This is a genomic window from Paenarthrobacter nitroguajacolicus (assembly GCF_031455195.1).
GTDB lineage: Bacteria > Actinomycetota > Actinomycetes > Actinomycetales > Micrococcaceae > Arthrobacter > Arthrobacter nitroguajacolicus_D.
On record NZ_JAVDSH010000002.1, the window covers coordinates 674,716 to 699,530 of the forward strand.

General features: G+C 62.9%; 22 protein-coding genes. 10 read left to right on the forward strand and 12 right to left on the reverse strand.

Annotated features, from left to right (window positions below; all coding sequences use genetic code 11):
• Positions 1–95: 95 nt before the first annotated feature.
• Both J2Y68_RS06770 and J2Y68_RS06775 read right to left on the reverse strand, forming a co-directional pair.
• Entirely contained in the window at positions 96–770 is a 675-nt protein-coding gene (locus tag J2Y68_RS06770) for a hypothetical protein (RefSeq protein ID WP_309991330.1), read from the reverse strand.
• A gap of 119 nt (positions 771–889) precedes the next feature.
• Positions 890–1,360, reverse strand: a complete 471-nt coding sequence (locus tag J2Y68_RS06775) for an Lrp/AsnC family transcriptional regulator (protein ID WP_211711742.1) — start codon at positions 1,358–1,360, stop codon at positions 890–892.
• A gap of 195 nt (positions 1,361–1,555) precedes the next feature.
• Between J2Y68_RS06775 and pdhA the strand changes: the two genes are divergently transcribed.
• From pdhA to J2Y68_RS06790, 3 genes are read left to right on the forward strand one after another with little or no spacing between them, the layout of a single operon-like run.
• On the forward strand, positions 1,556–2,725 hold the full coding sequence (pdhA, locus tag J2Y68_RS06780; RefSeq protein WP_309991333.1) for a pyruvate dehydrogenase (acetyl-transferring) E1 component subunit alpha: 1,170 nt from the start codon (positions 1,556–1,558) through the stop codon (positions 2,723–2,725).
• Complete coding sequence (locus J2Y68_RS06785) at positions 2,725–3,735, forward strand: alpha-ketoacid dehydrogenase subunit beta (protein ID WP_211711744.1); 1,011 nt, start codon at positions 2,725–2,727, stop codon at positions 3,733–3,735. The genes pdhA and J2Y68_RS06785 overlap by 1 nt, the downstream gene beginning before the upstream one ends.
• Positions 3,732–5,153: a dihydrolipoamide acetyltransferase family protein gene (locus tag J2Y68_RS06790; protein ID WP_309991337.1), complete on the forward strand. Its 1,422-nt coding sequence runs from the start codon at positions 3,732–3,734 to the stop codon at positions 5,151–5,153. Before J2Y68_RS06785 ends, J2Y68_RS06790 begins: the two co-directional genes overlap by 4 nt.
• Before the next feature lie 97 nt (positions 5,154–5,250).
• On the opposite strand, the gene J2Y68_RS06795 is transcribed toward J2Y68_RS06790, so the two are convergent.
• The 3 genes from J2Y68_RS06795 to J2Y68_RS06805 all read right to left on the reverse strand — a co-directional run bounded on the left by J2Y68_RS06795 (position 5,251) and on the right by J2Y68_RS06805 (position 9,199).
• Positions 5,251–6,123, reverse strand: a complete 873-nt coding sequence (locus J2Y68_RS06795; protein ID WP_309991340.1) for an NAD-dependent epimerase/dehydratase family protein — start codon at positions 6,121–6,123, stop codon at positions 5,251–5,253.
• Between the two features lie 558 nt (positions 6,124–6,681).
• On the reverse strand, positions 6,682–8,313 hold the full coding sequence (locus J2Y68_RS06800; RefSeq protein WP_309991343.1) for an HNH endonuclease signature motif containing protein: 1,632 nt from the start codon (positions 8,311–8,313) through the stop codon (positions 6,682–6,684).
• Between the two features lie 301 nt (positions 8,314–8,614).
• Positions 8,615–9,199: an SACE_7040 family transcriptional regulator gene (locus J2Y68_RS06805; protein ID WP_309991656.1), complete on the reverse strand. Its 585-nt coding sequence runs from the start codon at positions 9,197–9,199 to the stop codon at positions 8,615–8,617.
• A gap of 180 nt (positions 9,200–9,379) precedes the next feature.
• On the opposite strand from J2Y68_RS06805, the gene J2Y68_RS06810 reads away from it, so the two are divergent.
• From J2Y68_RS06810 to J2Y68_RS06840, 7 genes are read left to right on the forward strand one after another with little or no spacing between them, the layout of a single operon-like run.
• Positions 9,380–10,990, forward strand: a complete 1,611-nt coding sequence (locus tag J2Y68_RS06810) for a carboxyl transferase domain-containing protein (RefSeq protein ID WP_309991346.1) — start codon at positions 9,380–9,382, stop codon at positions 10,988–10,990.
• A gap of 2 nt (positions 10,991–10,992) precedes the next feature.
• Positions 10,993–13,191, forward strand: coding sequence for an acetyl/propionyl/methylcrotonyl-CoA carboxylase subunit alpha (locus J2Y68_RS06815; protein ID WP_309991350.1), 2,199 nt, complete (start codon positions 10,993–10,995; stop codon positions 13,189–13,191).
• On the forward strand, positions 13,188–14,351 hold the full coding sequence (locus J2Y68_RS06820) for an acyl-CoA dehydrogenase family protein (protein ID WP_211711802.1): 1,164 nt from the start codon (positions 13,188–13,190) through the stop codon (positions 14,349–14,351). The genes J2Y68_RS06815 and J2Y68_RS06820 overlap by 4 nt, the downstream gene beginning before the upstream one ends.
• Before the next feature lie 20 nt (positions 14,352–14,371).
• Positions 14,372–15,163: a CoA transferase subunit A gene (locus J2Y68_RS06825; RefSeq protein ID WP_211711803.1), complete on the forward strand. Its 792-nt coding sequence runs from the start codon at positions 14,372–14,374 to the stop codon at positions 15,161–15,163.
• Between the two features lie 2 nt (positions 15,164–15,165).
• Positions 15,166–15,918: a CoA transferase subunit B gene (locus J2Y68_RS06830; protein WP_309991355.1), complete on the forward strand. Its 753-nt coding sequence runs from the start codon at positions 15,166–15,168 to the stop codon at positions 15,916–15,918.
• On the forward strand, positions 15,915–16,400 hold the full coding sequence (locus tag J2Y68_RS06835) for a MaoC family dehydratase (RefSeq protein WP_309991358.1): 486 nt from the start codon (positions 15,915–15,917) through the stop codon (positions 16,398–16,400). The genes J2Y68_RS06830 and J2Y68_RS06835 overlap by 4 nt, the downstream gene beginning before the upstream one ends.
• A 43-nt stretch (positions 16,401–16,443) precedes the next feature.
• Positions 16,444–17,301 carry an HpcH/HpaI aldolase/citrate lyase family protein gene (locus tag J2Y68_RS06840; protein WP_309991361.1) on the forward strand — a complete coding sequence of 286 codons (858 nt, stop codon included), beginning with the start codon at positions 16,444–16,446 and terminating at the stop codon, positions 17,299–17,301.
• A 111-nt stretch (positions 17,302–17,412) separates the two neighbouring features.
• Here J2Y68_RS06840 and J2Y68_RS06845 read toward each other — a convergent pair whose 3' ends face one another.
• Genes J2Y68_RS06845 through J2Y68_RS06875 form a run of 7 tightly spaced genes read right to left on the reverse strand, consistent with a single transcriptional unit; the run spans position 17,413 to position 24,652 of the window.
• Entirely contained in the window at positions 17,413–18,516 is a 1,104-nt protein-coding gene (locus tag J2Y68_RS06845) for a Gfo/Idh/MocA family protein (protein WP_309991365.1), read from the reverse strand.
• Complete coding sequence (locus tag J2Y68_RS06850) at positions 18,501–19,202, reverse strand: ThuA domain-containing protein (protein WP_309991369.1); 702 nt, start codon at positions 19,200–19,202, stop codon at positions 18,501–18,503. The genes J2Y68_RS06845 and J2Y68_RS06850 overlap by 16 nt, the downstream gene beginning before the upstream one ends.
• Positions 19,203–19,252: 50 nt before the next feature.
• Entirely contained in the window at positions 19,253–20,257 is a 1,005-nt protein-coding gene (locus tag J2Y68_RS06855; RefSeq protein ID WP_309991370.1) for a sugar phosphate isomerase/epimerase family protein, read from the reverse strand.
• A gap of 10 nt (positions 20,258–20,267) precedes the next feature.
• On the reverse strand, positions 20,268–21,464 hold the full coding sequence (locus J2Y68_RS06860) for a Gfo/Idh/MocA family protein (protein ID WP_309991372.1): 1,197 nt from the start codon (positions 21,462–21,464) through the stop codon (positions 20,268–20,270).
• A gap of 30 nt (positions 21,465–21,494) precedes the next feature.
• Entirely contained in the window at positions 21,495–22,394 is a 900-nt protein-coding gene (locus J2Y68_RS06865) for a carbohydrate ABC transporter permease (protein WP_309991374.1), read from the reverse strand.
• Positions 22,394–23,329, reverse strand: coding sequence for a carbohydrate ABC transporter permease (locus J2Y68_RS06870; protein ID WP_397334670.1), 936 nt, complete (start codon positions 23,327–23,329; stop codon positions 22,394–22,396). The genes J2Y68_RS06865 and J2Y68_RS06870 overlap by 1 nt, the downstream gene beginning before the upstream one ends.
• A gap of 3 nt (positions 23,330–23,332) precedes the next feature.
• Positions 23,333–24,652, reverse strand: a complete 1,320-nt coding sequence (locus J2Y68_RS06875) for an extracellular solute-binding protein (RefSeq protein ID WP_309991376.1) — start codon at positions 24,650–24,652, stop codon at positions 23,333–23,335.
• Positions 24,653–24,815: the final 163 nt, after the last annotated feature.

The following is a 24,815-nucleotide window of genomic DNA, read 5'->3' on the forward strand; positions in this document are numbered from 1 at the left end:
GGCCGTCCTGCTGAACCCCAAGTGGGGTTCTCAAGCAGTGATTCGGACCATGTGCCTGTTCGGATGGGTGGCGGTTGGAAAAAAACTTCAGGCAGCTATGGGCGCAGCCGGATACTGCTCATTTTGAGGTCATTGCTGCCCTCGAAAACGTACTGGAGGTCGATGGTCTTGCCATCGCATTGCAGCTTGCCTGCGAGGTCTGCCGTGTTGTTGCCGTTGTTGGATTTCACGTTCACGGAGTTGTAGTTCGGCTTGCAGGAGCTGTCCAGCCGCAGGCTTGCAATGCCGTCGATAAAGGATTGCTTGTCCAACTCGTCTTTCAGCGGTTGGCTGAGGTAGTTGTCGTAGGCCTGCTCCGTTTGGCCGGACACCACCAGACTGGTGAACTCGTCCGCCAGGGACCGAGCCTTGGACGTAGCGTTTCCCACGAGGTTTACGAAAATCAGGATGCCAACAACGGCCAGGACGATGACGCCGGCAACGATGCCAAGGACGATCCACAAGACCTTCCGGCTCTTTTTTGGCGGCAGCTGGCCGTATGGTCCCCCGGGGTATTGACCGGGTGCGTACTGGCTCTGGGGATAGGGGTTCTGGCCGTACTGTTCGCCGGGTGCCGCGTACGGTGGGGTGTTGCCTTGCGGCTGGGCGGACGACGGCGGCTGTTGCCACTGCGGCGAAGCGCCGGTTTGTGGTGGGTAGCCCGGGCCCGGGGGAACCGGCGGCTGTGCCTGTCCGGGCTGGTATGGGTTCGGTTCTTGCGGGTTGCTCACGGTAGTGCCCCTTTCGGCAGCCTTCAACGCCGCCACCTGACCGGGGACCTCTGGACGGCCCCCGGTTCGTCCACTTGAATCAAAGCGCATCCGGCAGTTTGTGTACAGCTAACCCGCTTTTACGACTCGGAACGACGCCCCAGTAATGGTTGGACGCGGTAGGGGATCATCTCCCGCATTGCCAGCGCTGTATCCGTCCGGTCCACACCGTCACAACCAAGGATTTTGCCGTTGATGCGGTAGAGGTCTTCGGCATCCAAGGCTACGACCCGGAGCAGGAGGTCTGCTGATCCCGTCAAGCCGAATCCTTCAAGGATTTCCGGGATGTCGGCCAGGTCCTGGGCAAGGGACGCGAGCTTCTGCTGTTGCACATGGACGGTGATGAACGCCGTCAGTGGATAGCCGAGGGCGACCGGATTGATGCGCCTCTCGAAGGAGAGGAACGCATGCTTCTTTTCAAGCTGGGCCATGCGGGCCTGAACCGTATTGCGGGACAATCCCAATTTTTGTGCCAGGGCCACGACGGTCCCGCGTGGATCCTTCGCCATGGCAGAAAGGAGGCGGGTGTCAGTGCCATCCAAAGGTTGCATAATGCGCAAGATTAGCACGGCGGCGAATCCCAAAACAGGGCACATTGCTCAACTTTAAGGAGGGTAGTTGTACCCCATGCAACTTGTGAGTAGGGTCACAATTAACTCCGGCGAAGGTGCCGGAGGGCCGGTCTGCGGCAGGATCACAAGTCCAGCCAGCGCCGACAAAAACGAGCCGGAAGGTTGCGATCACCTGTGTTGACGGATCAGGCGGGCAAGGGAGTGCACCACGACACTCCGGGCCCAGGACAAAGTGCACAAAATCCCCTGAGGACTGGCGGCGATCTGCTCCAGCTGGTTTCTCCGGAAGGCGAGCGGATCAGCCATCCCGAATTCGATGTCTGGGTCAAGGACATCGGTGATGAGCAATTGTGCTCCTTGTACGAGGACATGACGGTCATCCGCCGCATAGATGCCGAGGCGACGGCGCTCCAGCGACAAGGAGAGCTGGCACTGTGGCCCCCTCTGCTTGGACAGGAAGCATCCCAGATAGGTTCGAGCCGATCATTGCGCGACGACGACTTCGTCTTCCCGAGCTACCGCGAAAGCGGAGTAGCCTACGTGCGCGGAGCCCACCTCTCCGAAATCGCCAGGGTATGGCGCGGCAACGCCTCCTACGGGTGGGACCCCCAACGCATCAACCTGGCGACACCCCAGATCATCATCGGTTCCCAGAGCCTGCACGCTACTGGTTACGCCATGGGTGTCCAGCTGGACGGCGCAAACACGGCGGTCCTTGCCTACTTCGGCGATGGTGCTACCAGTGAAGGCGACGTCAACGAAGCCATGGTCTTCGCGGCCAGCTACCAAGCCCCCGTGGTGTTTTTCTGCCAAAACAACCACTGGGCCATTTCAGAGCCGGTCCGGATCCAGTCGCACGTCCAGTTGGCTGACAGGCCTACGGGTTTCGGAATCCCGAGCATGCGGGTTGACGGCAACGATGTGCTCGCTGTCATGGCTGCGACGCGCGTCGCTTTGGACCGGGCACGTTCCGGCGGCGGCCCCACCTTCATTGAGGCCGTTACGTACCGTATGGGCCCGCATACCACAGCCGATGACCCCACCCGCTATCGCGACCCCATCGAGCTGGAGGACTGGGCCGCCAAGGACCCCATCCTCAGGTTGCGAAAGCTCCTGGAAGCCAAGGGACTGCTGACCGAGGACGTGGAGGCCCGCGTCAAGGCGAAGGCCGACGCTGTGGCTGCGGAACTTCGCTCCAGCTGCATCGGGATGGCCGATCCGCAGCCGCTGGACGTCTTCAACCACGTCTACAGCACGCCCAATCCCTGGATAGAACGCCAGAAGGACCACTACTCGCGGTACCTGAACAGCTTTAACGAACCCGTCGAGGAAGGTGCACTCTGATGTCCAAGCTCACTTTTGCCCGTGCCATCAACGCCGGCCTCCGGAAGTCCCTCGAAAACGACCCCAAAGTGATCCTCATGGGCGAGGACATTGGTTCCCTTGGCGGTGTCTTCCGCGTCACCGACGGGTTGCAGAAGGACTTCGGAAAGCACCGGGTCATCGATTCGCCGCTGGCCGAGTCAGGCATTATCGGCACCGCGGTGGGCCTTGCCTACCGCGGTTACCGGCCGGTTTGCGAGATCCAGTTCGACGGCTTCATCTACCCCGCCTTCGACCAGATCGTCAGCCAAGTAGCGAAGATGCACTACCGCACCCAAGGCCGGGTCAAGATGCCCATCACCATCCGCGTTCCCTTTGGCGGCGGCATCGGTTCTCCGGAGCACCACTCCGAATCGCCCGAAGCATATTTCACCCACACCTCCGGTTTGCGGGTGGTGGCGGTCTCCAATCCGCAGGATGCCTACACGATGATCCAGCAGGCCATCGCCTCTGACGATCCAGTCCTCTATTTCGAGCCCAAGCGCCGCTACCACGACAAAGGTGACGTGGACGAGACCATCGATCTCTCCACAGCGCTTCCCCTGGACAAGGCCGCCGTGGTCAGCTCCGGATCGGACGTGACCTTGGTGGCCTATGGTCCTCTGGTCAAGACGGCCAAGGACGCCGCCATGGCCGCCGCCGACGACGGTCTTTCCGTGGAAGTCATCGACCTCCGTTCCCTGGCACCCGTGGACTATCCCGTGGTGGAGGCATCAGTCCGCAAGACGGGCCGGCTGGTCATTACGCATGAAGCCGGCCAGTCCGGTGGCCTCGGCGCAGAGATCGCAGCAAGTATCACCGAACGTTGCTTCCACTACCTGGAGTCAGCTCCGGTTCGGATCACCGGTTTCGATGTTCCATACCCGTACTCGAAGCTCGAAATGCACCATCTGCCCGATCTTGACAGGATCCTCGACGGTGTAGACCGGGCCCTGGGCCGCCCCAACTCCCTGAGTGGACTGGAAGGATGACCGCCACCATGATCAAGGAATTCAGGCTACCGGACCTTGGCGAAGGCCTGACCGAATCGGAAATCCTGAGCTGGAAGGTGGCCGTGGGGGACACCGTCACGCTGAACCAGGTTATCGCCGAGGTGGAAACCGCCAAGGCTGTGGTGGAGTTACCCTCGCCCTTCGCCGGAACCGTGGCAGCCCTTCATGAGCAGCCCGGCACTGTGGTGGAAGTCGGCAAGCCGATCGTCTCCTTCGAGGTGGACGACGCCGGGTCCTCCAACGGTGGCGCCGTCACCGGCGGCAGTGGCGCGGCCGCCGTCGGACGTGGTGAAACTGCCGGACGTGGTGAAGCTGCCGGAAGTGGTGGCCCCACGGAAACGACCGGCACGGAGGCGAGCCCGGCGAAACGCGAGCCCAACTTGGTGGGTTACGGGGCTCTCGTCGAACATACCGGCCGTCCCACCCGTCGCGCCCGCGGCGTGATTCGTGAAGCAGAGTCCAAGCCTGCAGTTCCCCAGCAGCCGCGAGCGGTGCCCGTCGCAGCGCCGGAAGCTGGGGCGGCCATCGCTGAGCGGCCCCGATCAACTCCGCCTGTCCGCAAGCTGGCCCGCGACCTGGGTGTGGACCTTGAGTCGGTTCCCGGGACCGGGCCTGGGGGACTCATTACCAGGGAGGACGTCCAGAACTTCCTGGGTGCACCGGAACCGACCACCAGCGCTCCAGCAGCGCAGCGGGAAAGGGAAACCCGGGCGCCAATCAAGGGGGTTCGGAAGTTCACTGCCGCTGCGATGGTGCAAAGCGCCTTCACCGCACCCCATGTGACCGAATTCCTCACGGTTGACGTCACCGCGACAATGGACCTTCTGGCTCGGCTCAAGGGCAACAAGGCATTCGAGGGCTACAAGCTGACGCCGCTGACCATCGCATCCAAGGCCGTGCTCGTAGCGCTCCGGAACAATCCCACATTGAACTCGCGCTGGGATGAGGCCAGTCAGGAGATCGTGCAGTTCAACTACGTGAACCTGGGCATCGCCGCTGCAACGCCACGCGGCCTGACCGTTCCGAACATCAAGGATGCGGACCGGTTGACACTACGTGAGCTGTCAACGGCGCTGACTGAACTGACGGACACCGCACGTGCAGGCAAGACGTCTCCGTCGGATCTTTCCGGAGGGACCATTTCCATCACCAACATTGGAGTGTTCGGGATCGATGCCGGAACGCCCATTCTGAATCCGGGGGAGGCCGCCATTGTCGCCCTCGGGGCTGTGCGGAAGGCTCCGTGGGTTGTGAACGACGAACTTGCAATCCGCCAAGTCATGTCGCTCAGTCTGTCCTTCGACCACCGACTGGTGGACGGCGAACAGGGCTCGCGGTTCCTCGCAGATCTCGGCGCCATCCTGTCCGACCCGGCCATGGTCATGACCATGATCTGAAGCCCCTGAAGCTGCGCCGGCCCATCCCTTTACGAGTGCTTGCAGGAAACTGCAGCCAAGGGGTGGGCCGTCGCGCGTCATTGCCTCTTAGGACGCCTCAGTCTTCGGTAGGTGTGGTCCGGTTCGAGTGCACGTCACGCCAACTGTGCTCAGGCTCGAATCCCAAGAGCCTGCGGGCCTTGTCGATTGAGAGCATCGTTTCGTGCTCGCCAAGATCCTTCATAACCTCGACGCCGGGAAAGACTTCCGCAGCCAGCTCGGCGCTGCTCCGACCCATCACGGTGTCGGCGGCCGCGATAATGAAGGTCTCAAAGCCCGGTTGCGCATGTTCCAGGGCCCGGACCACCGCAAGGGCGCCATCCCGGGCATCGATGTAGCCCCAGAGGTTCCATTTACGCAAGGATGCATCGGAGTCGAAGGACGGGAACGCCTCGTAGTCTTCCGGGTCCATGACGTTGGAAAAGCGCAGGGCCGTAATGCTCAAGTCCGGGTCCCAGCGGGTGAGCTGGATGGCCATTTGCTCCTCGAGGTGCTTCACCAAGGAGTACGTGCTTTCGGGGCGCGCCGCATACTCTTCATCGACCGGGATGTAGGGCGGGTCGACGTCAAAGGGCAGGCCAAGCACCGTCTCGCTTGAGGCGTAGACTACCTTCTTGATCCCGGCTCTACGAGCGGCTTGGAAGACGTTGTACGTCGAGACCATGTTGTTCTCGAATATAGCGGCGTCCGGTGCCAAACCCGGTGCCGGGATAGCAGCCAAGTGGACGATTGCGTCCAAGCCGCTGTGTTGATCGTCCAAGCCCATAATGACGTCAACGACCTGTCCATAATTGCGGAGGTCTACGTTGACATAGCCGCGGCCACGAGCGCCAACTCTGTCCATGTTAAGGACTTGGTGACCATCCTGCGTCAGCCGCCGGACTACGCTCCTGCCCAGCTTTCCGCTTCCGCCCGTGACGGCAATCTTCATAGTGAGCTCCTGGTCGATGTCAGTAGGTGGATGGGATTGCTCCCAGCGTATGTGGCGGGTGGTTGGCTGCCCAGCCCCGGGACTGGCCCTGCGGAACCTAGGTCTCCCGTTCCCACCCAGGCGCCGGGGCCTGCCTGGACACCGGGTCTACCCAGACGCAGGTCCTGCGCGATCACCCGGCTTGGCTAGGTCACCCGGTTTGGCAAGGCCATCCGGTTCGGAAGGTCATTCAGCCCGAGGTCACCCGGTTTGGCAATGTCATCCAGCCGATGTCTCACCCGGTTTGGCGATGTCATCCAGCCCGAGGTCACCCGGTTTGGCAATGTCATCCAGCCGATGTCTCACCCGGTTTGGCGATGTCATCCAGCCCGAGGCCATCATCTGGTTCGGAGAACCCTCAGGGCTCCTTCAAGTCAGCCCTCAACGGCTTGAACCAGTCTCCGGAATGAGACTTTGGCTCCGGGAGCAGACGCTTACGCCGGGACTAAGGCAGCGCTGTTTGTTTGTCTCAGCCTGCTCGCCACGTTGTCCTTGTCCCTGCCGCCTGGGGAGGCGTTGTCATGTTTTGAGGGGTGTGTGGTGGTGGTTGCGTCGGGGTGTTTGTGTGGGGTCGATGTGGGGTGGGGGGATGAACCAGGGGGTGCCGTTGGGGTTGGTGATGGTCCATTGTTCTTTGTGGATGAGGTGGTGGTGGTGGGAGCAGAGGAGGGTTCCGTTTTCTGTTCCTGTGGTGCCGCCGTGGGACCAGTAGGTGATGTGGTGGGTTTCGCACCAGGGGGCGGGCATGGTGCAGTCGGGGAAGGCGCAGCCGCCGTCGCGGGCGGTGATGGCTTTGCGGATGTGGGGTGGGAAGATCCGGGTGGTGCGGCCGATGTCCAGGACGCGGGAGTCGGTGCCGAGCAGGACGGGGATGATGTCGGCGTCGCAGGCGATTTTGCGGATGGTGTTGGGGTGGATGGGGCCGGTGAACGTCGCGGTCCCTGTGGTGGTGGTGCCGGTGCCGGTGGTTTTGGTGGGTGTGTTGCTGTGGGTGAGTTGGTCGAAGAGGTCGTGGTGGTTGATGGTGACGGTGAGTTGGGGTCGGAGTCCGCCGTTGGTGGGGAGTTTGCCGGTGGTCATTGCGAGGTTGCAGGCGCCGACGAGGCCGTCGAGGAGTTTTTGTGCCCGGGAGCGCTGGTCCAGGTCCGGGCTGGTGGGTTGGGTGGTGTGTCGGGGGTTGGTGGCGGTGTTCATGACGGTGGTGAGGGTTTCGTATTGTTCGGTGGTGGCGAAGATTTCGAGGTGGTGCAGTCCGTAGCGGCGTCTCCGGCGGAGGAAGGTGCCTTGGAGTTGGTGGAGGGCTTCTTCGGAGGGTTCGGTTCCGTCTTGGTCGATCCTGTCGGTCCAGCGTTGGGCCGTTTTGGTGAGGAAGTCCGGGTCGCTTTCGGTTGCGGTTCTGGTCAGGGCGTGTTCCATGCGGGTGACGGTTTCGGGGTCGGTGAGGTGCCGGACTTTATCCAGGGCGGTGCTGATGATCGTGGCTGAGCGGGAGGGTATTTGGGCTGATCCGATCGCGTCGGCGAGCATTTCCCGTCGGGCGGGGAGGGGTTGTCCGGCTATTCCGGGCTGGGGGAGGACCTCGGCGGCGAGGGCGAGTCTGCGGCGGGCTTCGCTGATACTGATCCGTAATCGGGCGCGGAGGAATTGTGCCGCGTTCCGGTAGCCGTCATCGAGCAGGGCCGCATCACCGGCCTGCCTGGTGACAGCCCGGTCCGGGGTGTTTCCCGGGGTATCGGTCCATCCGGTGCGCCTGCCGGGGTCGGCGGGGGACTGGGCACCTCGTGCTTCATTCCGGGTCCGCTCCACAGCCTGTGCCGCGACCACCTGCAAATACTCCAACGACCGGGAAAGCTCCTCCACCCGGCCAGCAAAATCCGCAGCCTCCACAAGCCCAAGCAGCCCGGACTCGGTCATCGCGGAGGCGCGTAGCTCTTCCAAAGCCGTGGCGCTGTCCTCCAACGCTTCTGAAAGGCAGCCCAGCCGAGCGATGGTGTCTGGCCCATCCGATGTCCCTTCGCCAGGGGAGGCTGTGGCTCTTCCGGCCGGACCTTCGAGCCGCATCGTTGCAGGGCTTTCACCGGGGGCAACAAGCAGCGTACCGGCGCCCGACAAACCCGGCCGCCGCTCCAATACCTGCCCATCGCTTTCCATACGAAAACCCTGTCACTCCGGGCTCCCACCAATCACCCCCTGATTCGCGTATGTGGAAAACTGCGAACACTGCCGGCGTATCCCACGCCGTCCCAGCAGCTCGCGGGATGGCCCCGATAACGGAGCCCAGCAGCTCGCGCGAGACACAGCCCCCAACGGCAAGTCCGGACCAACACCGAGCAGTCCAAACCCGCCACGACCAGTCCGGCTCTCATCAGGTCGACGTAGCCCTTAGTGCCAGGGAGAGACGTAGCCCTTAGTAGCAGGGAGATAGGAACCCGGTGGTTGGTAAGACACCTCCCTATGCGGTCAGCGCTGCAAAGGCCATCTGTTCGAGGATGGGCCGGGCTGATTTCGCGGCGATCTTCCTCCCGTGGTGGCGCACTGAATGTGGGGTGGAGTTGATCAAGCCGAAGGCCGCATGGGCCCGCACCCGTAGGCCGGGAACATCTGCATCCGTGTGAATGCGGGCGAGGACTCCAACCCAGGTTTCAACGTAGGAGCGCTGCAACTGCCGTACTTCGGCCTGGTCGGCATCACCGAGGCTGCTGAAATCCCGGTCCTGGACACGGATGACGTCAGGGTTGCTCAGGGCAAAGTCCACTTGGAACCGGATCAATTCCTGCAGGGCTTCCGTGGGAGTTCCTGCGTCCGAGACCACCCGTAGTCCGCCGTCCAGGAGGTCCCGGCTAACGCTGAGGAGCAGTTCGCCAAGCACGGCCTGTTTGCCGGGAAAATGGCGGTACACTGCGGGTCCGCTGACGCCTGCTGCCGCGCCGAGGTCCTCAAGGGATACCCGGCTGAAGCCGTTTTCCGCGAACAGCCCTGCCGCGGCGGACAGCAAAGCCAACCTGCGTAGCTCCTTTGCGTGGCTGCGTTGGGTCATGGCAGTGCGGCTACCGTCGGTGCTTGTTTCCGGGCCTACGGTCACGTTCTCCTCCTTGGCGCCCACGCCGGCAGAGCGGGCGTTGCTGTGCTGGACATCACAGTTAATAAAGACTAACCTAAATTTCAGTTACGTGGCACTAACCGAAATGGCCTGTGGCCGGGAATGGAACAGGGGTCGATGGAGACAATCGCCAGCTTGACGGGAACCGCCAGCGGCACGTTCGAGGCCAACCAGGGGGCGCAGCGTGCCCTGGTTGAGGAGTTGAAGAACCGCTTGGCAACAGCGGCATTGGGCGGGCCCGCAGCGTCCCGCGAACGCCATATCAAGAGGGGCAAGCTTCTCCCCAGAGAACGCATCGACTACTTGTTGGACGAAGGAAGCCCGTTCCTGGAGATCGCGCCTTTGGCCGCAAACGGGATGTACAACGACGATTCGCCTGGAGCCGGTGTCATTGCAGGCATTGGACTCGTTCATGGCCGCCACGTCCTGGTCATTTCCAACGACGCGACGGTCAAGGGCGGGACCTACTTCCCGATGACTGTGAAAAAGCATCTCCGGGCCCAGGAGATCGCGTTGGAGAACAAGCTCCCGTGTATCTACCTGGTGGATTCAGGCGGAGCGTTCCTGCCCAAGCAGGATGAGGTCTTCCCCGACAAGGAGCACTTCGGCCGGATCTTCTACAACCAGGCCCGGATGTCCGCGGCGAAGATCCCACAGATCGCCTCCGTGATGGGTTCGTGCACCGCGGGTGGGGCCTACGTCCCGGCGATGAGTGACGAGACCGTGATTGTCCGCAACCAGGGGACCATCTTCCTTGGCGGCCCGCCCTTGGTTAAGGCAGCCATCGGCGAGATCGTCACGGCGGAAGAGCTCGGCGGCGGTGACGTGCACTCCCGGATTTCCGGGGTCACCGACCACTTGGCGGAGAACGACCAGCATGCGCTGGAAATCGTCAGGGACATCGTGGCGACGTTGCCGAAGCCGGCGCAGCCGGCGTGGGACGTGCTCGACGTCGTCCTGCCGCCTTTGGTGGAACCGGCGGAGCTTTATGGTGTGGTTCCAACGGACGTCAACGCCCAGTACGACGTCCGCGAAGTGATCGCCCGGCTCGTCGACGCTTCTGAGTTCCACGAATTCAAGAAGAACTACGGGACCACCTTGGTCACCGGGTTCGCGCGTCTTCATGGGCATCCGGTGGGCATCGTCGCCAATAATGGTGTCCTGTTCAGCGAGTCCTCGCTCAAAGGCGCCCACTTCATTGAGCTCTGCGATCAGCGGGGAATCCCACTGATCTTCCTGCAGAACCTCTCCGGATTCATGGTGGGCAAGGATTATGAGCAAGGTGGCATCGCCAAGAATGGCGCCAAGATGGTCACGGCGGTGGCAACGGCCCGCGTGCCGAAACTGACGGTGGTTATCGGCGGGTCCTTCGGCGCGGGCAATTACTCCATGTGCGGCCGGGCGTACTCGCCACGGTTCCTCTGGATGTGGCCGGCCGCACGTATCTCCGTCATGGGCGGCAACCAGGCCTCCAGTGTCCTCGCGACGGTCAAAAGGGACCAGTACGAGGCGGCAGGCCAGGAATGGTCCGTCGAGGACGAAGAGGCCTTCAAAGCCCCCATCAAGCAACAGTACGAAGATCAGGGGAGTCCGTACTACTCCACCGCCCGGCTGTGGGATGACGGCATTATTGATCCCGCTGACACCCGCCGTGTCCTGGGCATGGCACTTGACGTCGTCTCCCGCCAACAACTGCCCGAGACCTCATTCGGTCTCTTCAGGATGTGAACATGACCTTCCCGACACCAACCAAAGCCCCGACCACAAGTCCAACCGCACCCCGCACCTTCAATGCCGTCTTGGTCGCCAACCGGGGCGAGATTGCCTGCAGGGTCATCCGTACGCTGAAGGAGATGGGCATCCGCTCCGTCGCCGTGTATTCGGACGCCGACAAAGATGCAAAGCACGTCACGCTCGCCGACACTGCCGTCGCCATAGGCGGCACGGCTCCCGCAGAGAGCTACCTCCGGATCGACGCCATCATCGAGGCGTGCCGTCGCAGTGGGGCCGATGCCGTCCACCCTGGTTACGGCTTCCTGTCAGAGAACGTGGAGTTCGCCAAAGCGCTGGACGCCGCGGGCATCACGTTCATCGGACCCGGTATCGGTGCCATCGAGGTGATGGGCGACAAGATCCGCTCGAAGAACCATGTGATGGCCTACGACGTCCCGTGCGTGCCCGGGATCGCCAAACCCGGACTCACTGACCAGGATCTCATTGAAGCAGCCTCCGAAGTCGGCTTCCCGCTCCTGATCAAGCCATCGGCAGGCGGCGGCGGCAAGGGCATGCACGTAGTGGAACGGGCCGAGGACATGGCTGCCACTCTCCTCACGGCGAGGCGCGTGGCTGCATCTGCCTTCGGGGACGACACCCTCTTCCTGGAACGCCTCATCCGGGCTCCCAGGCACATTGAGGTGCAGGTCCTGGCCGACAACCACGGCAATGTCATCCACCTCGGCGAGCGCGAGTGCTCGTTGCAACGCCGGCATCAAAAGGTCATAGAGGAAGCCCCATCGGCCCTTTTCGACGCACTGCCTGATGGCAAAGCGCAGCGGGCACGGATCGGCGAGGCAGCATGCCAGGCGGCGCGGAGTGTCAACTACAGCGGCGCAGGCACAGTGGAGTTCCTGGTCTCGGATGAGCACCCGGACGAGTTCTTCTTCATGGAAATGAATACCCGGCTGCAAGTGGAGCACCCCGTCACGGAAATGGTCACGGGCGTCGACCTCGTTGAATGGCAGGTGAGGATCGCCGCCGGTGAGGTGCTAACCGTCGCGCAATCCGACGTCGTGCTTAAGGGTCACGCCGTTGAGGCGCGTGTCTACGCCGAGGTGCCCGAGCGGAACTTCATGCCGTCGATGGGGCGCGTCGTCGCGCTGGCCGAGGAGGGTGCTGACGACGCTGCCGTGTCCGGGCGGCAGAAGGGGCATGCCAACGTCCGGATCGACTCTGCCATGCGTGAGGGCTTGAAGATCACCGGCGACTACGACCCCATGCTTGCCAAAGTCATTGCGTGGGGCGAAGACCGCGCGGCGGCACTGGCCACCCTCGATGCGGCCCTGGAGCGTTACACGCTGCTGGGTGTGGATACGAACGTCGAGTACCTGCGGCTGCTGATCAACGATTCCGAAGTCCGCGCCGGGCACTTGGATACGGGGCTGATCGAGCGGAAACTCCCGTCCATGACATTCAGGCACGCAGGGCCGGGCGAACTGATCGCTGCCGCGCTCACGCTGTGGCTGGATCGCACCGGTCCGGCGCTCGCAGGCAGCGCCTGGCAGACTCCTGACTCCTGGCGCGTCGGGGCTCCCGCCGCCTGGACGGCGACGTTGGGCGTTCCGGGAGGCGCCATGGCCACGGTGTCCATCACCGAACACGACGGTGTCCTCACGGCAAAGCTCGACGGCGGCGACCCCGTCAACGTCGCAGTGGTGGACCGCAGCGGCGACAGTATCGTCCTGGAGCTCGACGGCGGTGTCCTCACCTACGTGGTGGGCCTGGCGCCGGGCGATGCGCCGGAGCTATTCGTGGGCAATGACGGCTGGTCCTGCCGGTTTGAGGTCCTTAACCGTGCCGAACGGCTGCGTCGGGTACTCGCCGGCATCCAGCGCGAAGAGGGTGCCGCGGACCCGGAGGTGCGCTCGCCGATGCCCGGAACCGTGGTGTCCGTGTCCGTGGCTGACGGCGACACCGTGGAAGAGGGCCAAATGCTCCTGGCCGTCGAAGCCATGAAGATGGAACACCAACTGGTGGCCTCGGTCGCCGGAACCGTCCACCTCACCAGTAAACCCGGGGACCTGGTCAAAGCAGACCAGGTACTCGCAACCATCCACGTAGCCGCCACCACTCACGAGGCCGGCACTCACCAGGTCGGCGCAGACGAGGCCGGCACTCACCAGACCAGCACAGACAAGGAAGTCCAGCCATGAGCACCTTTGAACTCAACGAGGAATACCAGGACCTCAGCGACTCCGTCCGCGAGTTCGCGGATGAGGTGGTAGCTCCCGTCTCCGCAAAGCACGACGAAGAGCACAGCTTCCCCTATGAAGTAGTCAAGCAGATGGGGGAGATGGGGCTCTTCGGGCTGCCGTTCCCGGAAGAGTTCGGTGGCATGGGCGGAGACTACTTCGCCCTGGCGCTGGCTTTGGAGCAGCTGGGCCGAGTGGACCAATCCGTCGCCATCACCCTGGAAGCGGGTGTTTCCTTGGGGGCCATGCCCGTCTACCGCTTCGGCACGGATGCGCAAAAGGAACAGTGGCTTCCGGAGCTGGCTTCCGGGCGCTCCTTGGCCGGTTTTGGCTTGACGGAGCGCGAGGCCGGTTCCGATGCCGGGGGCACCAAGACCCACGCGCACACGGAGAACGGCGAGTGGGTCATCAATGGCAACAAGGAGTTCATCACCAACTCCGGTACGGACATCACCACACTGGTCACGGTCACCGCCGTCACCGGCCAAAAAGAGAACGCGGACGGCAGCACCAAGAAGGAAATCTCCACCATCCTTGTGCCCACCGACACGCCCGGTTTCACCGCCGAAAAGCCGTACAACAAGGTGGGCTGGAACGCGTCCGACACGCACCCGCTCACTCTGGACAATGTCCGCGTCCCGGAAGCCAACCTGCTGGGCGAGCGAGGCCGCGGTTACGCGAACTTCCTCTCCATACTTGACGAGGGGCGCATCGCCATTGCTGCCCTCGCCACCGGTGCAGCCCAGGGTTGCGTGGACCTGTCCGTGAAATATGCCAAGGAACGCAGCGCTTTTGGGCAGAACATCGGGAAATATCAGGCCATCCAGTTCAAGATCGCGCGCATGCAGGCCAGGGCCCACACAGCCCGCCTGGCGTACTACGACGCGGCCTCACGGATGCTGGCGGGCAAGCCGTTCAAGACCGAAGCGGCCATCGCTAAGATGGTCGCAGGCGAGGCAGCCATGGACAACGCGCGGGACGCCACCCAGGTGTTCGGCGGCTATGGCTTCATCAACGAATTCACGGTGGCACGCCATTACCGCGACTCCAAGATCCTTGAAATCGGGGAAGGCACCACCGAGGTCCAGTTGATGCTCATCGCCCGAGAGCTGGGTCTGTAACCGTACGGGAAGGATCAAGGATGATTGACAAGGTTGTTGCCAGCGCCGCTGAAGCGGTGAGGGACATCCCGGACGGCGCCTCGCTCGCCGTCGGCGGTTTTGGCCTGTGCGGTATTCCCGTCGCGTTGATCGATGCGCTCCACAGCCAAGGCACCACGGACCTGGAGACCGTCAGTAATAACTGCGGGGTGGACGACTGGGGCTTGGGAATCCTCCTCAAGGACGGCCGCATCCGCCGCACCATCAGCTCATATGTCGGCGAGAACAAGGAGTTCGCACGCCAATACCTGGCGGGGGAGTTGGAAGTGGTCCTCACCCCGCAGGGCACGCTGGCTGAGAAGCTTCGCGCCGGCGGTGCGGGCATCCCGGCTTTCTTCACCAAGGCCGGCGTGGGAACGCAGGTGTCCGAAGGCGGTCTCCCGCAGAAGTACGACGCCGACGGGAACGTTGCGATCGCCTCCTCGCCGAAGGAGGTGCGCACGTTCAACGACGCCGACTATGTCCTGGAGGAATCGCTGACTCCCGATTTCGGCCTTGTCCATGCATGGAAGGGCGACCGGCACGGCAACCTTGTGTTCCATGCGACGGCCATGAACTTTAATCCCCTGTGCGCGATGGCGGCCAGGACCACCATCGCCGAGGTGGAGGAACTCGTCGAACCCGGTGAACTGGATCCGGAACACATCCACACGCCGGGTATCTTCGTGCAGCGCGTGGTCGTGGCACCGGCAACGGAGAAGCGGATCGAGAAGCGGACCGTGGCTTTGGCGGCATCAGCGGCCAACGGCACGAGCGAACAGGCAGGAGCCTAGCCATGGAATCGAACAGTCTCCAGGACATCCCGCCCCGCCCTGAAGCCGTGCGTCACGAGTACCGGCGCGCCGACGTCGAACATCACGAAGCAAAAGGCTGGACCCGGAACGAACTGGCCGCCCGCGTCGCCCAGGAGCTGGTCAACGGCCAATACGTGAACCTGGGAATCGGGATGCCAACCCTGATCCCCAACTACATCCCCGACGGCGTGGAAGTCATCCTGCATTCGGAGAACGGCATCCTGGGTGTCGGTCCCTACCCTGCAGAGGACAAAGTGGACCCGGACCTCATCAACGCCGGCAAGGAGACCGTCACCACCAACGCGGGTGCGGCATTTTTCGATTCGGCATCGTCCTTCGGCATGATCCGCGGCGGGCATGTGGACGTCGCTGTCCTGGGCGCCATGGAGGTGGCTGCCAACGGTGACCTCGCCAACTGGATGATTCCGGGCAAGATGGTGAAGGGGATGGGCGGCGCCATGGACCTGGTGTTCGGCGCCAAGAAGGTCATCGTGATGATGGAGCACGTGGACCGGAGCGGCAGGCCGAAAATCGTCCAAAACTGTACCCTTCCGCTGACGGGCAAGGGCTGCGTGGACCGCATCATTACGGACCTCGCGGTGATCGACGTCGTCAAGGACGAAGGCGACCCGCGTTTGGTCCTGCGCGAATTGGCCCCCAATGTCACCCTCGACGACGTCGTTGCCGCTACCGGGGCCGAGCTGTTCGAAGAAGACCAGGAATTGACCGTATGACCCGGGTCGTCGAGCAGCGGGGGCTCTACTTTGATGAGCTTGAAGAGGACGTGGTCTATGCGCACAGGCCGGGACGCACAGTCACCGAAACGGACAATGTCCTCTTCACCACCATGACCATGAACACGCAGGCCCTGCATTTGGATGCCGCGTGGAGCGCAGTGCAGCCTTTCGGGCAGCGGCTCATGAATTCGATGTTCACGCTCTCCACCATGGTGGGGCAGTCCGTCACGCAGCTGACCCAGGGCACCATCATCGCGCAACTGGGGCTGACCGATGTCACCTTTCCGCACCCGCTCTACCACGGGGATACGCTGTACACGGAGACGGTGATTATCGGAAAAAGGTTGTCGTCTTCCCGCCCCGGACAGGGTGTGGTGACCATGCAGCACACCGGCCGCAACCAGGACGGGACCGTGGTGGCATCGGCCACCCGTACCTGCCTCATGTGGACCAAGGAAGCGCACGCCGCGCAATCCTAGTCGCCTTCCGTCCGTGTCAGCCCGCCACCCCCTAGGAATCCGCATGCCTTCTCCCCACCCGTCTGCCCACCAAGCCGCAGCGCCTTTCACCATGGGCCCGGCGCTCCTGTTCTGCCCAGCCGACCGGCCGGAGCGTTTCGGGAAGGCCGCCGACCGGTCCGATGCCGTGATCCTGGACCTGGAGGACGCGGTGGCTCCAGCGGACAAGTCCCGGGCCCGCAACGCGATCATCGGGCAGCCGGACGGTGAGCGTTTGGAGCCCGCGAGAACCATCGTCCGCGTCAACCCGGTGGGCACAGCCGAGTTTGAGGCAGATCTGGAAGCCTTGGCCGCAACGCCGTACCGCACTGTGATGCTGGCCAAAGCGGAAAGCGCTGCGCAGCTTCCGGCGTTGGCGGGGTACCAGGTCATAGCGCTGTGTGAAACGGCTGCAGGCATCGTGAACGCTGCCGCGATCGCGGCGCAACCGAACGTCGTCGGCCTGATGTGGGGTGCCGAAGACCTGCTGGCCTCCCTGGGTGGCTTGTCCAGCAGGAACGACGACGGCGGGTACCGGGCTGTCGCGCTGCACTCCCGTTCCGCTGTGCTGCTTGCCGCCAAGGCTGCGGGCAAGGAAGCCATTGATTCGGTGTATGTCAACATCCCGGATCTTGACGGTTTGGCGGTTGAGTCGCAGGACGCCGTGGCCAGTGGCTTCGGGGCGAAGGCCTGCATCCACCCGAACCAGGTGGCCGTGGTCCGGGAGGCGTATGCCCCCACTCCCGAAGCAGTCGAGGCGGCCACTGAGCTGCTCGACGCAGCCGCAGCGGCCGGCACTGGTGTGTTCCAGTTCAAGGGCAAAATGATCGATGGCCCCATCCTTAAGCACGCCGAAGCCACCCTTCGCCGGGCCGGACGCTAACCACGGGTCCGGCCCTTGTTCGGAGCACCCGCCGTGGAAACGGTGGGGTGGGCAGACAAGGGCCGGCATCGTGGGCCTCAGCTTTCGTAGGCGCGTAGGCGCCGTGGGTCGCTAGGCGCGTACCGGCGTCGAGAGTTCCTCCAGTTCCACCGTGGCGGGCCGTGCGGCCGTGCTCTTGATGGCTACTGCTTGCCCACTGCGGGCAGATTCCAGCACCGACTCCATGACTTCCAAGGCATGGAAGGCCAACTGTCCACCGGCACGTGGTTCCTGTCCTGCCGGTGTGGCCGCGAGGTCGGCAATGCCAAAGCCCCGTCCCGAGTCCACATAGCCTGCCGATACCGGGAGCGTCTCCCAGTCCTCGGCGCCAAGCGCGAAAAGCTGTACATCGCCGTCGAAGTAGTTAGGGTCGGGCACAACCAACGAACCTTTTTCGCCGTGGATTTCGATGTTGGGGCTCTTGGTCTTGACCGCGTCGAAGCTCATGAACAGCGTGGAAAGGGCCCCTGACGCATGGACCAGGACACCCGTGACGTGCGAGTCAATGGCAACGGGTACTTTTTGGCCTTCACGCGGCCCTGAGCCGATGGTCCGTTCGTCGCGGGTATGGCTGGCCGCGCCCACCACCGAAACCACGGGTCCGAGCAGCGTGACCAGCGCCGAGACGTAGTACGGGCCCATGTCAAGGAGGGGCCCACCGCCGGGCTGGTAATAGAAATCGGGGTTGGGATGCCACCGCTCGTGCCCGGGAGTCGCCATGGTCGCCGTGGCTGAGATGGGTGCGCCGATCAGCCCGTCGTCGATCGCCTTGCGGGCAGTCTGGATGCCAGTGCCCAGTACCGTGTCAGGCGCGCAGCCAACCACCACCCCGGCAGCCGCTGCCGCATCGAGTACTTCCCGGGCCTCCGCCGTTGTTGCTGCCAGAGGCTTTTCACCGTAGACGGACTTGCCCGCGGCAATGGCCTTCAATGCAATGTCGGCGTGGGCGGCGGGAATGGTCAGGTTGAGGACCAGCTCAACGTCATTCGCGGACAGGAGCTCGTCCACCGTGAGGGCCCGGACGCCTTCGTAGGATTCGGCGACGGCCTGCGCGCGGGCAGGATCGAGGTCGGCAACGGCCACCAAATTAATGGCATTCAGCCGACGGAAGTTACTCAGGTACTGCGCGATGATGGCGCCGCAGCCGATGATTCCTACATTTAGCGGCTTGCCCACAGCATGCCCCTTTCGATGATGGTGCGGACGTTGCTGTCCTGGAGGATTTCCACGCGGTGGCCAGGGGTGCAGACGAAGATCCTGCCCTTGCCCCACTGGCGGGTCCAGAGAGCCGGAGAGGTGACTTCACGGTTCCACGGATCCCATTCCCGGACTTTCTGGGTGGTGGTTGCCAGGACGTCGATGTAGTCGTCGGACAGGACCCAGTACTGCTCCGTGACGAGGTCGAAATCTTCGATGCCCCGGGTGATGGGGTGTTCGGCGGCCGCTGGAAGCATGTTCACCGTGTACGGGACGTAATTGTCGGACTGTTCTCCCGTTTGTTCGTCAGGGTGCTTGCCCGGGTGGCAGGCAAACTGGCCGCCGATCAGGTGCAGATAATCCGAGTTGTTGCGGTAGGAATCGGCGATGCCGCCGTGCCAGCCCGCGAGTCCCGAGCCATTCTCGACGGCGGTGCGGAGACCCTCGAACTCGTCCTTCTCGATGGTTGTCATCGTCATGCACTGCACGATCAGGTCGACGCCCGCCATGTAGTCCGGATCGGCGTAGATCTTGGGGGATTCCTCCACCCGGACGTCGTAGCCGTTGTCCCGGAGGTAGGGGATGAACAGTTCGGTGGCTTCCACCGGCTGGTGTCCGTCCCAGCCGCCGCGAACCACCAGCGCTGTCTTGTTGTTGCTTGTCATGGTTTCCTTCGTTTCGGGGCGTTGTGTCGTTGGAGTCGGGTTTGTTGCTGTCAGCGCGTCGCAAACGCAGCATCGAAAGCTGCCGCCGGGGGACGTATGGCCGCGAGCCCCCGAACCATGTCCAGCGCCTGGGGAGCGCCTATTAGTCGGTCCATGCCAGCGTCCTCCCATTCGATGCTGGTGGGTCCTTCGTAGCCAATGGCGTTCAGTGTGCGGAAGATCGGTTCCCAGTTCACGTCCCCGTGCCCGGCAGTGACGAAGTCCCATCCGCGGCGTGGATCAGCCCACGGGAGGTGGGATCCAAGGCGCCCGTTGCGCCCGTTGAGTTGCCGGACGGATTCCTTGACATGGACATGGAAGATCTTGTCCGCAAAGTCCTGGAGGAACATCACGGGGTCCAGGTCCTGCCACAGGAAATGGGACGGATCGAAGTTCAGGCCAAAACCTTCCCTGTGTCCGATCGCTTCGAGGGCGCGCTTCGCCGTCCAGTAGTCGTAGGCAATCTCGGATGGATGGACTTCCAACGCAAAACGGACGCCTACCTCATCAAACACGTCCATGATGGGATTCCAGCGGTCGGCAAAGTCCTGGTAGCCGCGCTCGATCATGGCGTCCGAGGCCGGCGGGAACATCGCCACGCATTTCCAGATGGACGAGCCCGTGAAACCTGTGACCGTCTTGACTCCCAGCCTGGCGGCAGCGCGGGCCGTGGTCTTCATGCTTTCGGCGGCCCGCTGCCGCACGCCTTCGGCCTCGCCGTCGCCCCACACCGCCAGCGTAAGGATATCCCTGTGCCGCTCATCGATCGGGTCATCGCACACTGCCTGTCCGGTCAGGTGGTTGGCGATGGCGTGCACGCTGAGATGGTGCTTATCCAGGACGTCCAGCTTTGCCTGGAGGTAGGCGTCGTCCTCGACAATGCGCTGTGGATCCAGATGGTGGCCCCAGCAGGCGATCTCCAAACCGTCAAAGCCCCACTCTCCAGCCAGCCTCGCCACTTCCTCGAAAGGCAGGTCGGCCCACTGTCCGGTGAAGAGGGTGATGGGTCGGGTCATGATGTTCCTTTCAGACGTTCTGCCAGCGGCTTGCGTTGTCAGCGCTCGCCTCGACGGCGGCCAGCACCTTTTGTACCTGCAAGGCATCCGCAAACGACGGCGACGGCTGCTCGCCTGCGCCGATGGCCGTCACGAGGTCCACTACCTGGTGGGTAAAGCCGTGCTCGTAACCCAGCCCATGGCCGGTGGGCCACCAGTTGGCGGTGTAGGGATGTGAGGGTTCAGTGACCATGATCTTCCGGAAACCCGCATCGGGTTCCAGGGCAGCGTCGTAGAACTGCAGGGAGTTCATGTCTTCGAAATCGAAGGAGATGGAACCCTTGGTGCCGTTGAGCTCCAGGCGCATGGCGTTCTTGCGTCCCAGGGCGAACCGGGTGGCCTCAAAGATACCTATGGGGCCGGCGGCAGCGCCGTCGTCGTGCGTTGATTCGAAACGGGCGGTGAACAGCGCTGCGTCGTCCACCGTGACCGGACCACGCGGGCCGTCCGCGCCACCGTGGCCGCCCAGGCCAACAAAGTCGCCGCCCACCGGACGCTCCTTCACGAAGGTTTCAAGGAGCGCCGACACGCCTGTGACCTTGAGCCCGGTAATCCATTGTGCGGCGTCGATGCTGTGCGCACCGATGTCACCCAGCGAACCGGAACCGGACTTCGACTTGTCCAGCCTCCACGTCAACGGGGCGTCCGCGTCGCTGAGCCAGTCCTGCAGGTATTGTGCGCGGACGTGCCTGATCTCGCCCAAACGGCCGTCATCCACCATCCGCTTGGCGAGTGCCAATGCAGGTGTGCGGCGGTAGCTGAAGCCGCACATGGACAACACACCCCGCTCGGCTGCGGCCTGGGCCACGGCTGTCATCTTCTCCGCCTCTTCCACGGTGTTGGCGAGGGGCTTTTCGCAGAGGACGTGCTTGCCGGCCTCAAGCGCGGCGATGGCGATCTCGGCGTGGGTGTTGCCGGGAGTGCAGATATCGATGAGGTCGATGTCGTCCCGTTCGATCAACCGGCGCCAATCGGTCTCCACGCTGTTCCAGCCGTATTTGCTGGCTGCTGCCCGCAGGCCGTCGGCATTCCTGCCGGCCACTGCCGTGAGTTCAGGGACGAGGGGCAAGTCGAAGAACCGCGGCGCCGTACGCCAGGCGTGGGAATGCGCGGCACCCATGAACGCGTAGCCGACCATGCCGACCCGCAGCGGTTTCGTTTCAGTCATGACGGATTCCTTTCTGCTGGCAGGTGCCAGTCACTTGCTGAAGCCTGCGGTCAGGCCGCTGAGGAGTTGGCGGCGTGCCACCACGTAGACCACCAGCAACGGCAGGGTAGCGAGGACAACGGAGGCGAGCACCGCTGGAATGTTGACGCTGAACTCACCTTGGAATGTCCACAGCGACAGGGGGAGGACCCGGGTATCGGGGCTCTGGGTGAGGATCAGCGGAAACAGGAATCCATTCCAGACGTTGAGTGCGTTGTAAATCCCAACGGTGATGACGGCCGGCTTGGTCATCGGCAAGGCGAGCCGCCACAGCATGGCCCAGTCCGAGCAGCCATCCAAGCGCATCGACTCGAACAACTCGTTGGGAACGTCCCGCAGGAAGTTGGAGAGGATCAGCACCGAAATGGGAATGGCGAAGGCAATGGAGGGCAGGATCAAAGCCAGCAAGGTGTCGTACATGTGGGCTTTGGTGATCATCCAGTAGATCGGGATGATCGTGGCGTGAAGCGGAATGGCCAGGCCCAGCAGGAAGATGTTGTTGGTCCAGCCGAGGAATTTGCCTTTGCCGCGGACGATCGCGTACGCCGCCATGAAGGAGACCAGCAAAGCCGGAACCACACTGCCCACTGTGACGATCAGGCTGTTGGCAAAGTACTTGGCGAAGTCATTTTCCAGTACCAGTTTGTAGTTGTCCAAGGTCGGTTCGGCAGGCGGCAGCATCGGATTGGACGTAAAGAAGCCCGCCTGGTTCTTCAAGCTGGTGATGACCACGTAGTAGACCGGCACGATGATCACAGCGAGCCAGGCCCAGCCGCCCAGGCCGCCCAGGATATTGGGCCGGGATCGGCCAAGCTGTGGAGTCCGACGGCGGCTGGCAGCTTGCGTTGGCGGTGCTGCCGGTGACGTGGGGAGTTGGGTGGTGGAAGCCATTACGCACCTTCCAATTGGCTGGCATTGCGGTTCTTGCCGCCGAGTCGTTGGAGGAACAGGGCCAACGCCAGGCCGATGACCACGAGGATCACTCCCAGGGCGCTCGCCGCTCCCATGTCGTTGGCTTTGAATCCCGTGAGGTACATGTGCAGTGGCAGCAATCGTGTGGAATACCCCGGGCCGCCGGCAGTGAGGACGAAGACCAGGTCGAAGTAGGCCAGGGAACCAACCACCATCAAGGTGGACGAGGTAATGATCGTGTATTTCAACTGAGGGAGGGTGATGTTGAAGAACTGCTGGATCCTTCCGGCACCGTCGATCTGCGCGGCTTCGTACAGCGAGGTGGGTATTTGCCTGACGCCGCCTTGGTAGATCAGGGTGTGGAACGGAACGAACTGCCAGGCGATCACGAAGACCACCACGAACAGCACGAGGTCCGAGTTGCCCAGCCAGTCCTGGGCGAGGAACGGCAGTCCCAGGCCAGGGCCGAGGCCGAAGTTCGGATCCAGGAGCGCTTTGAAGGCAATGGCTACGGCCGCGGAGGACAGAAGCAGCGGCACAAAGTAGAGCACCGCCAAGGCGGCACGGTACTTCTGGCTGGCAGCTGTGAAGACGCCCAGCAGGAGGCTGATGGGGGCCTGGACGATGAAAGAGAAGAACATGATCTTGGCCGTGACCAGCAGGGCGTTCCCCGTAACGGGGTCAGCCAGGACGGTTTGCCAGCTGGAGAGTCCATCGAGCTTGATTTCGCCCAGCCCGTCCCAGCGGGTGAAGCTCAGGAACAGGACGCCCAGCAGGGGAAGAATCGCGAAAAGCGTGAAGAAAGCGAGGGCCGGGACTGCCAGCCACCCCGACGGACCCTTTTCGAGGGTCCGTCGGGACGGCTGCTCCCGCCGGGAGGTCTGCTCCCGGGTAGTTGCAGTAGTGGTCGACACGGATTACTTCCCGATCGTCGCGTTCATGGTTGAGGCGAACTGCTCGGGCGTGATCTTCTTCAGGAAAATCTGGTCAAGGTTAGCCAGCATCGCGTCGCCCTGTGCCGGGCTGAGGGCCTGGTCCCAGGACAGGGTGAAATCGGGGGCGTCCTTGGCCATGCCGTAGACGTACGTCAGGAAGTCCTTGTCCGGGGATGCGGCAAGTTTGTCTTCGATGCCCGTGACCACCGGCACGGCTCCGGAGTCGATCAGGGCCTTGACGTTCTCGTCATTGAACATCCCGTCCTTGACGTAGTCCAGTGCTGTCTTCTTTTGTTCCTCGGTGGCCTTGGAGGAAACCGACCAGAAGTTGGAAGGATTTCCCACGACGTTTGCCGGGTCTCCCTTGCCGCCTTCGATGGTGGGGAAGGGGGTGTAACCGAGCTTGCCGCTCTTGACGAAGTCGGCGGCGTCCTTCTTCATTCCCTGGTAGATCCAGCTGCCCTGCAGGATCATGGCCGCCTTGCCGGTGTAGAGGAGGGCCTGGTCGGCGTTGCTGTCCGCCGCAATCGAGGAGAACCCGTTGATGAAGCCGCCGGCGTCCACCAGCTCCTGGATCTTGGTCAGCGCCTCGATGACTGCGGGATCGGACCAAGCGTCCGGTTTGTTGGCTGCGATCTTGGCGAAGACTTCGGGTCCGCCGATGCGGTCTACGAGGTACTCGAGCCACATGAGGTCCGGCCATTTCGACTGTCCGCCCAGCGAGAATGGAGCTACGCCCGCGGCCTTGAACTTGGGCACCAGTGCCATGAGTTCATCCCAGGTCTTGGGTGCTTCAGCGCCGATCTTGTCGAAGACTTCCTTGTTGTAATAGAGGACCACCGGCTGCACTTTGTTGTTGGGCAGGGCATAGGTCTTGCCATCGATGACGCCACTTTCCAGGATCGACGGGAGGTAGCGGCTCTGGACATCAGGGTTCTCTTTGAGGAATCCGGTCAGGTCATCCACTTGTCCGGCGTCGACGTAGGACTTGAGGACGCCGCCGCCCCAGCCGTAGACCAGCGTGGGACCTTGCCCGGCGCCGACGGCCGTGCGCACCTTGGTCTTGTAGGCATCGTTTGCGAAGAAATCGAGCTTGATGGAGGAATCGGGGTGTGCCTTGTTCCAGGAGTCCACGGAGGCCTGGAAGACTGGTTGGTCACCGCCTGTCAGCCCCCACATGGTGGCCGAATCCGCGGAGGCTCCGGTTCCGGCGGGGCCTGAGGAGCCGCAGGCTGCGAGTGAGATTGACAAGACGGCTGCCGAGACCGCCATTCCGGCGGTGCGCAACTTGAGATTATTCATGTGCTGTTTCCATTCGTCCTACGGGCTCGACGCTGATGGCCCGGCTGCTCGTATAAAAAGCCGCACTCTGCGGGTAGGGATCAACTTCGATCGCCAGTACCCTGAAAGCTTTTTCGAAATGTTTCGGAAGTCCTTTCGAAAGTGCCCACCAAATTTAGCCGTG

Bases quoted from the DNA above. Each gene is read 5' to 3' on its own strand.
- J2Y68_RS06775 (WP_211711742.1), bottom strand. From the start codon at position 1,360: ATGCAACCTTTGGATGGCACTGACACCCGCCTCCTTTCTGCCATGGCG.
- J2Y68_RS06785 (WP_211711744.1), top strand. From the start codon at position 2,725: ATGTCCAAGCTCACTTTTGCCCGTGCCATCAACGCCGGCCTCCGGAAG.
- J2Y68_RS06790 (WP_309991337.1), top strand. From the start codon at position 3,732: ATGACCGCCACCATGATCAAGGAATTCAGGCTACCGGACCTTGGCGAA.
- J2Y68_RS06795 (WP_309991340.1), bottom strand. From the start codon at position 6,123: ATGAAGATTGCCGTCACGGGCGGAAGCGGAAAGCTGGGCAGGAGCGTA.
- J2Y68_RS06800 (WP_309991343.1), bottom strand. From the start codon at position 8,313: ATGGAAAGCGATGGGCAGGTATTGGAGCGGCGGCCGGGTTTGTCGGGC.
- J2Y68_RS06805 (WP_309991656.1), bottom strand. From the start codon at position 9,199: ATGACCCAACGCAGCCACGCAAAGGAGCTACGCAGGTTGGCTTTGCTG.
- J2Y68_RS06810 (WP_309991346.1), top strand. From the start codon at position 9,380: ATGGAGACAATCGCCAGCTTGACGGGAACCGCCAGCGGCACGTTCGAG.
- J2Y68_RS06815 (WP_309991350.1), top strand. From the start codon at position 10,993: ATGACCTTCCCGACACCAACCAAAGCCCCGACCACAAGTCCAACCGCA.
- J2Y68_RS06820 (WP_211711802.1), top strand. From the start codon at position 13,188: ATGAGCACCTTTGAACTCAACGAGGAATACCAGGACCTCAGCGACTCC.
- J2Y68_RS06825 (WP_211711803.1), top strand. From the start codon at position 14,372: ATGATTGACAAGGTTGTTGCCAGCGCCGCTGAAGCGGTGAGGGACATC.
- J2Y68_RS06830 (WP_309991355.1), top strand. From the start codon at position 15,166: ATGGAATCGAACAGTCTCCAGGACATCCCGCCCCGCCCTGAAGCCGTG.
- J2Y68_RS06835 (WP_309991358.1), top strand. From the start codon at position 15,915: ATGACCCGGGTCGTCGAGCAGCGGGGGCTCTACTTTGATGAGCTTGAA.
- J2Y68_RS06840 (WP_309991361.1), top strand. From the start codon at position 16,444: ATGCCTTCTCCCCACCCGTCTGCCCACCAAGCCGCAGCGCCTTTCACC.
- J2Y68_RS06850 (WP_309991369.1), bottom strand. From the start codon at position 19,202: ATGACAAGCAACAACAAGACAGCGCTGGTGGTTCGCGGCGGCTGGGAC.
- J2Y68_RS06855 (WP_309991370.1), bottom strand. From the start codon at position 20,257: ATGACCCGACCCATCACCCTCTTCACCGGACAGTGGGCCGACCTGCCT.
- J2Y68_RS06860 (WP_309991372.1), bottom strand. From the start codon at position 21,464: ATGACTGAAACGAAACCGCTGCGGGTCGGCATGGTCGGCTACGCGTTC.
- J2Y68_RS06865 (WP_309991374.1), bottom strand. From the start codon at position 22,394: ATGGCTTCCACCACCCAACTCCCCACGTCACCGGCAGCACCGCCAACG.
- J2Y68_RS06875 (WP_309991376.1), bottom strand. From the start codon at position 24,652: ATGAATAATCTCAAGTTGCGCACCGCCGGAATGGCGGTCTCGGCAGCC.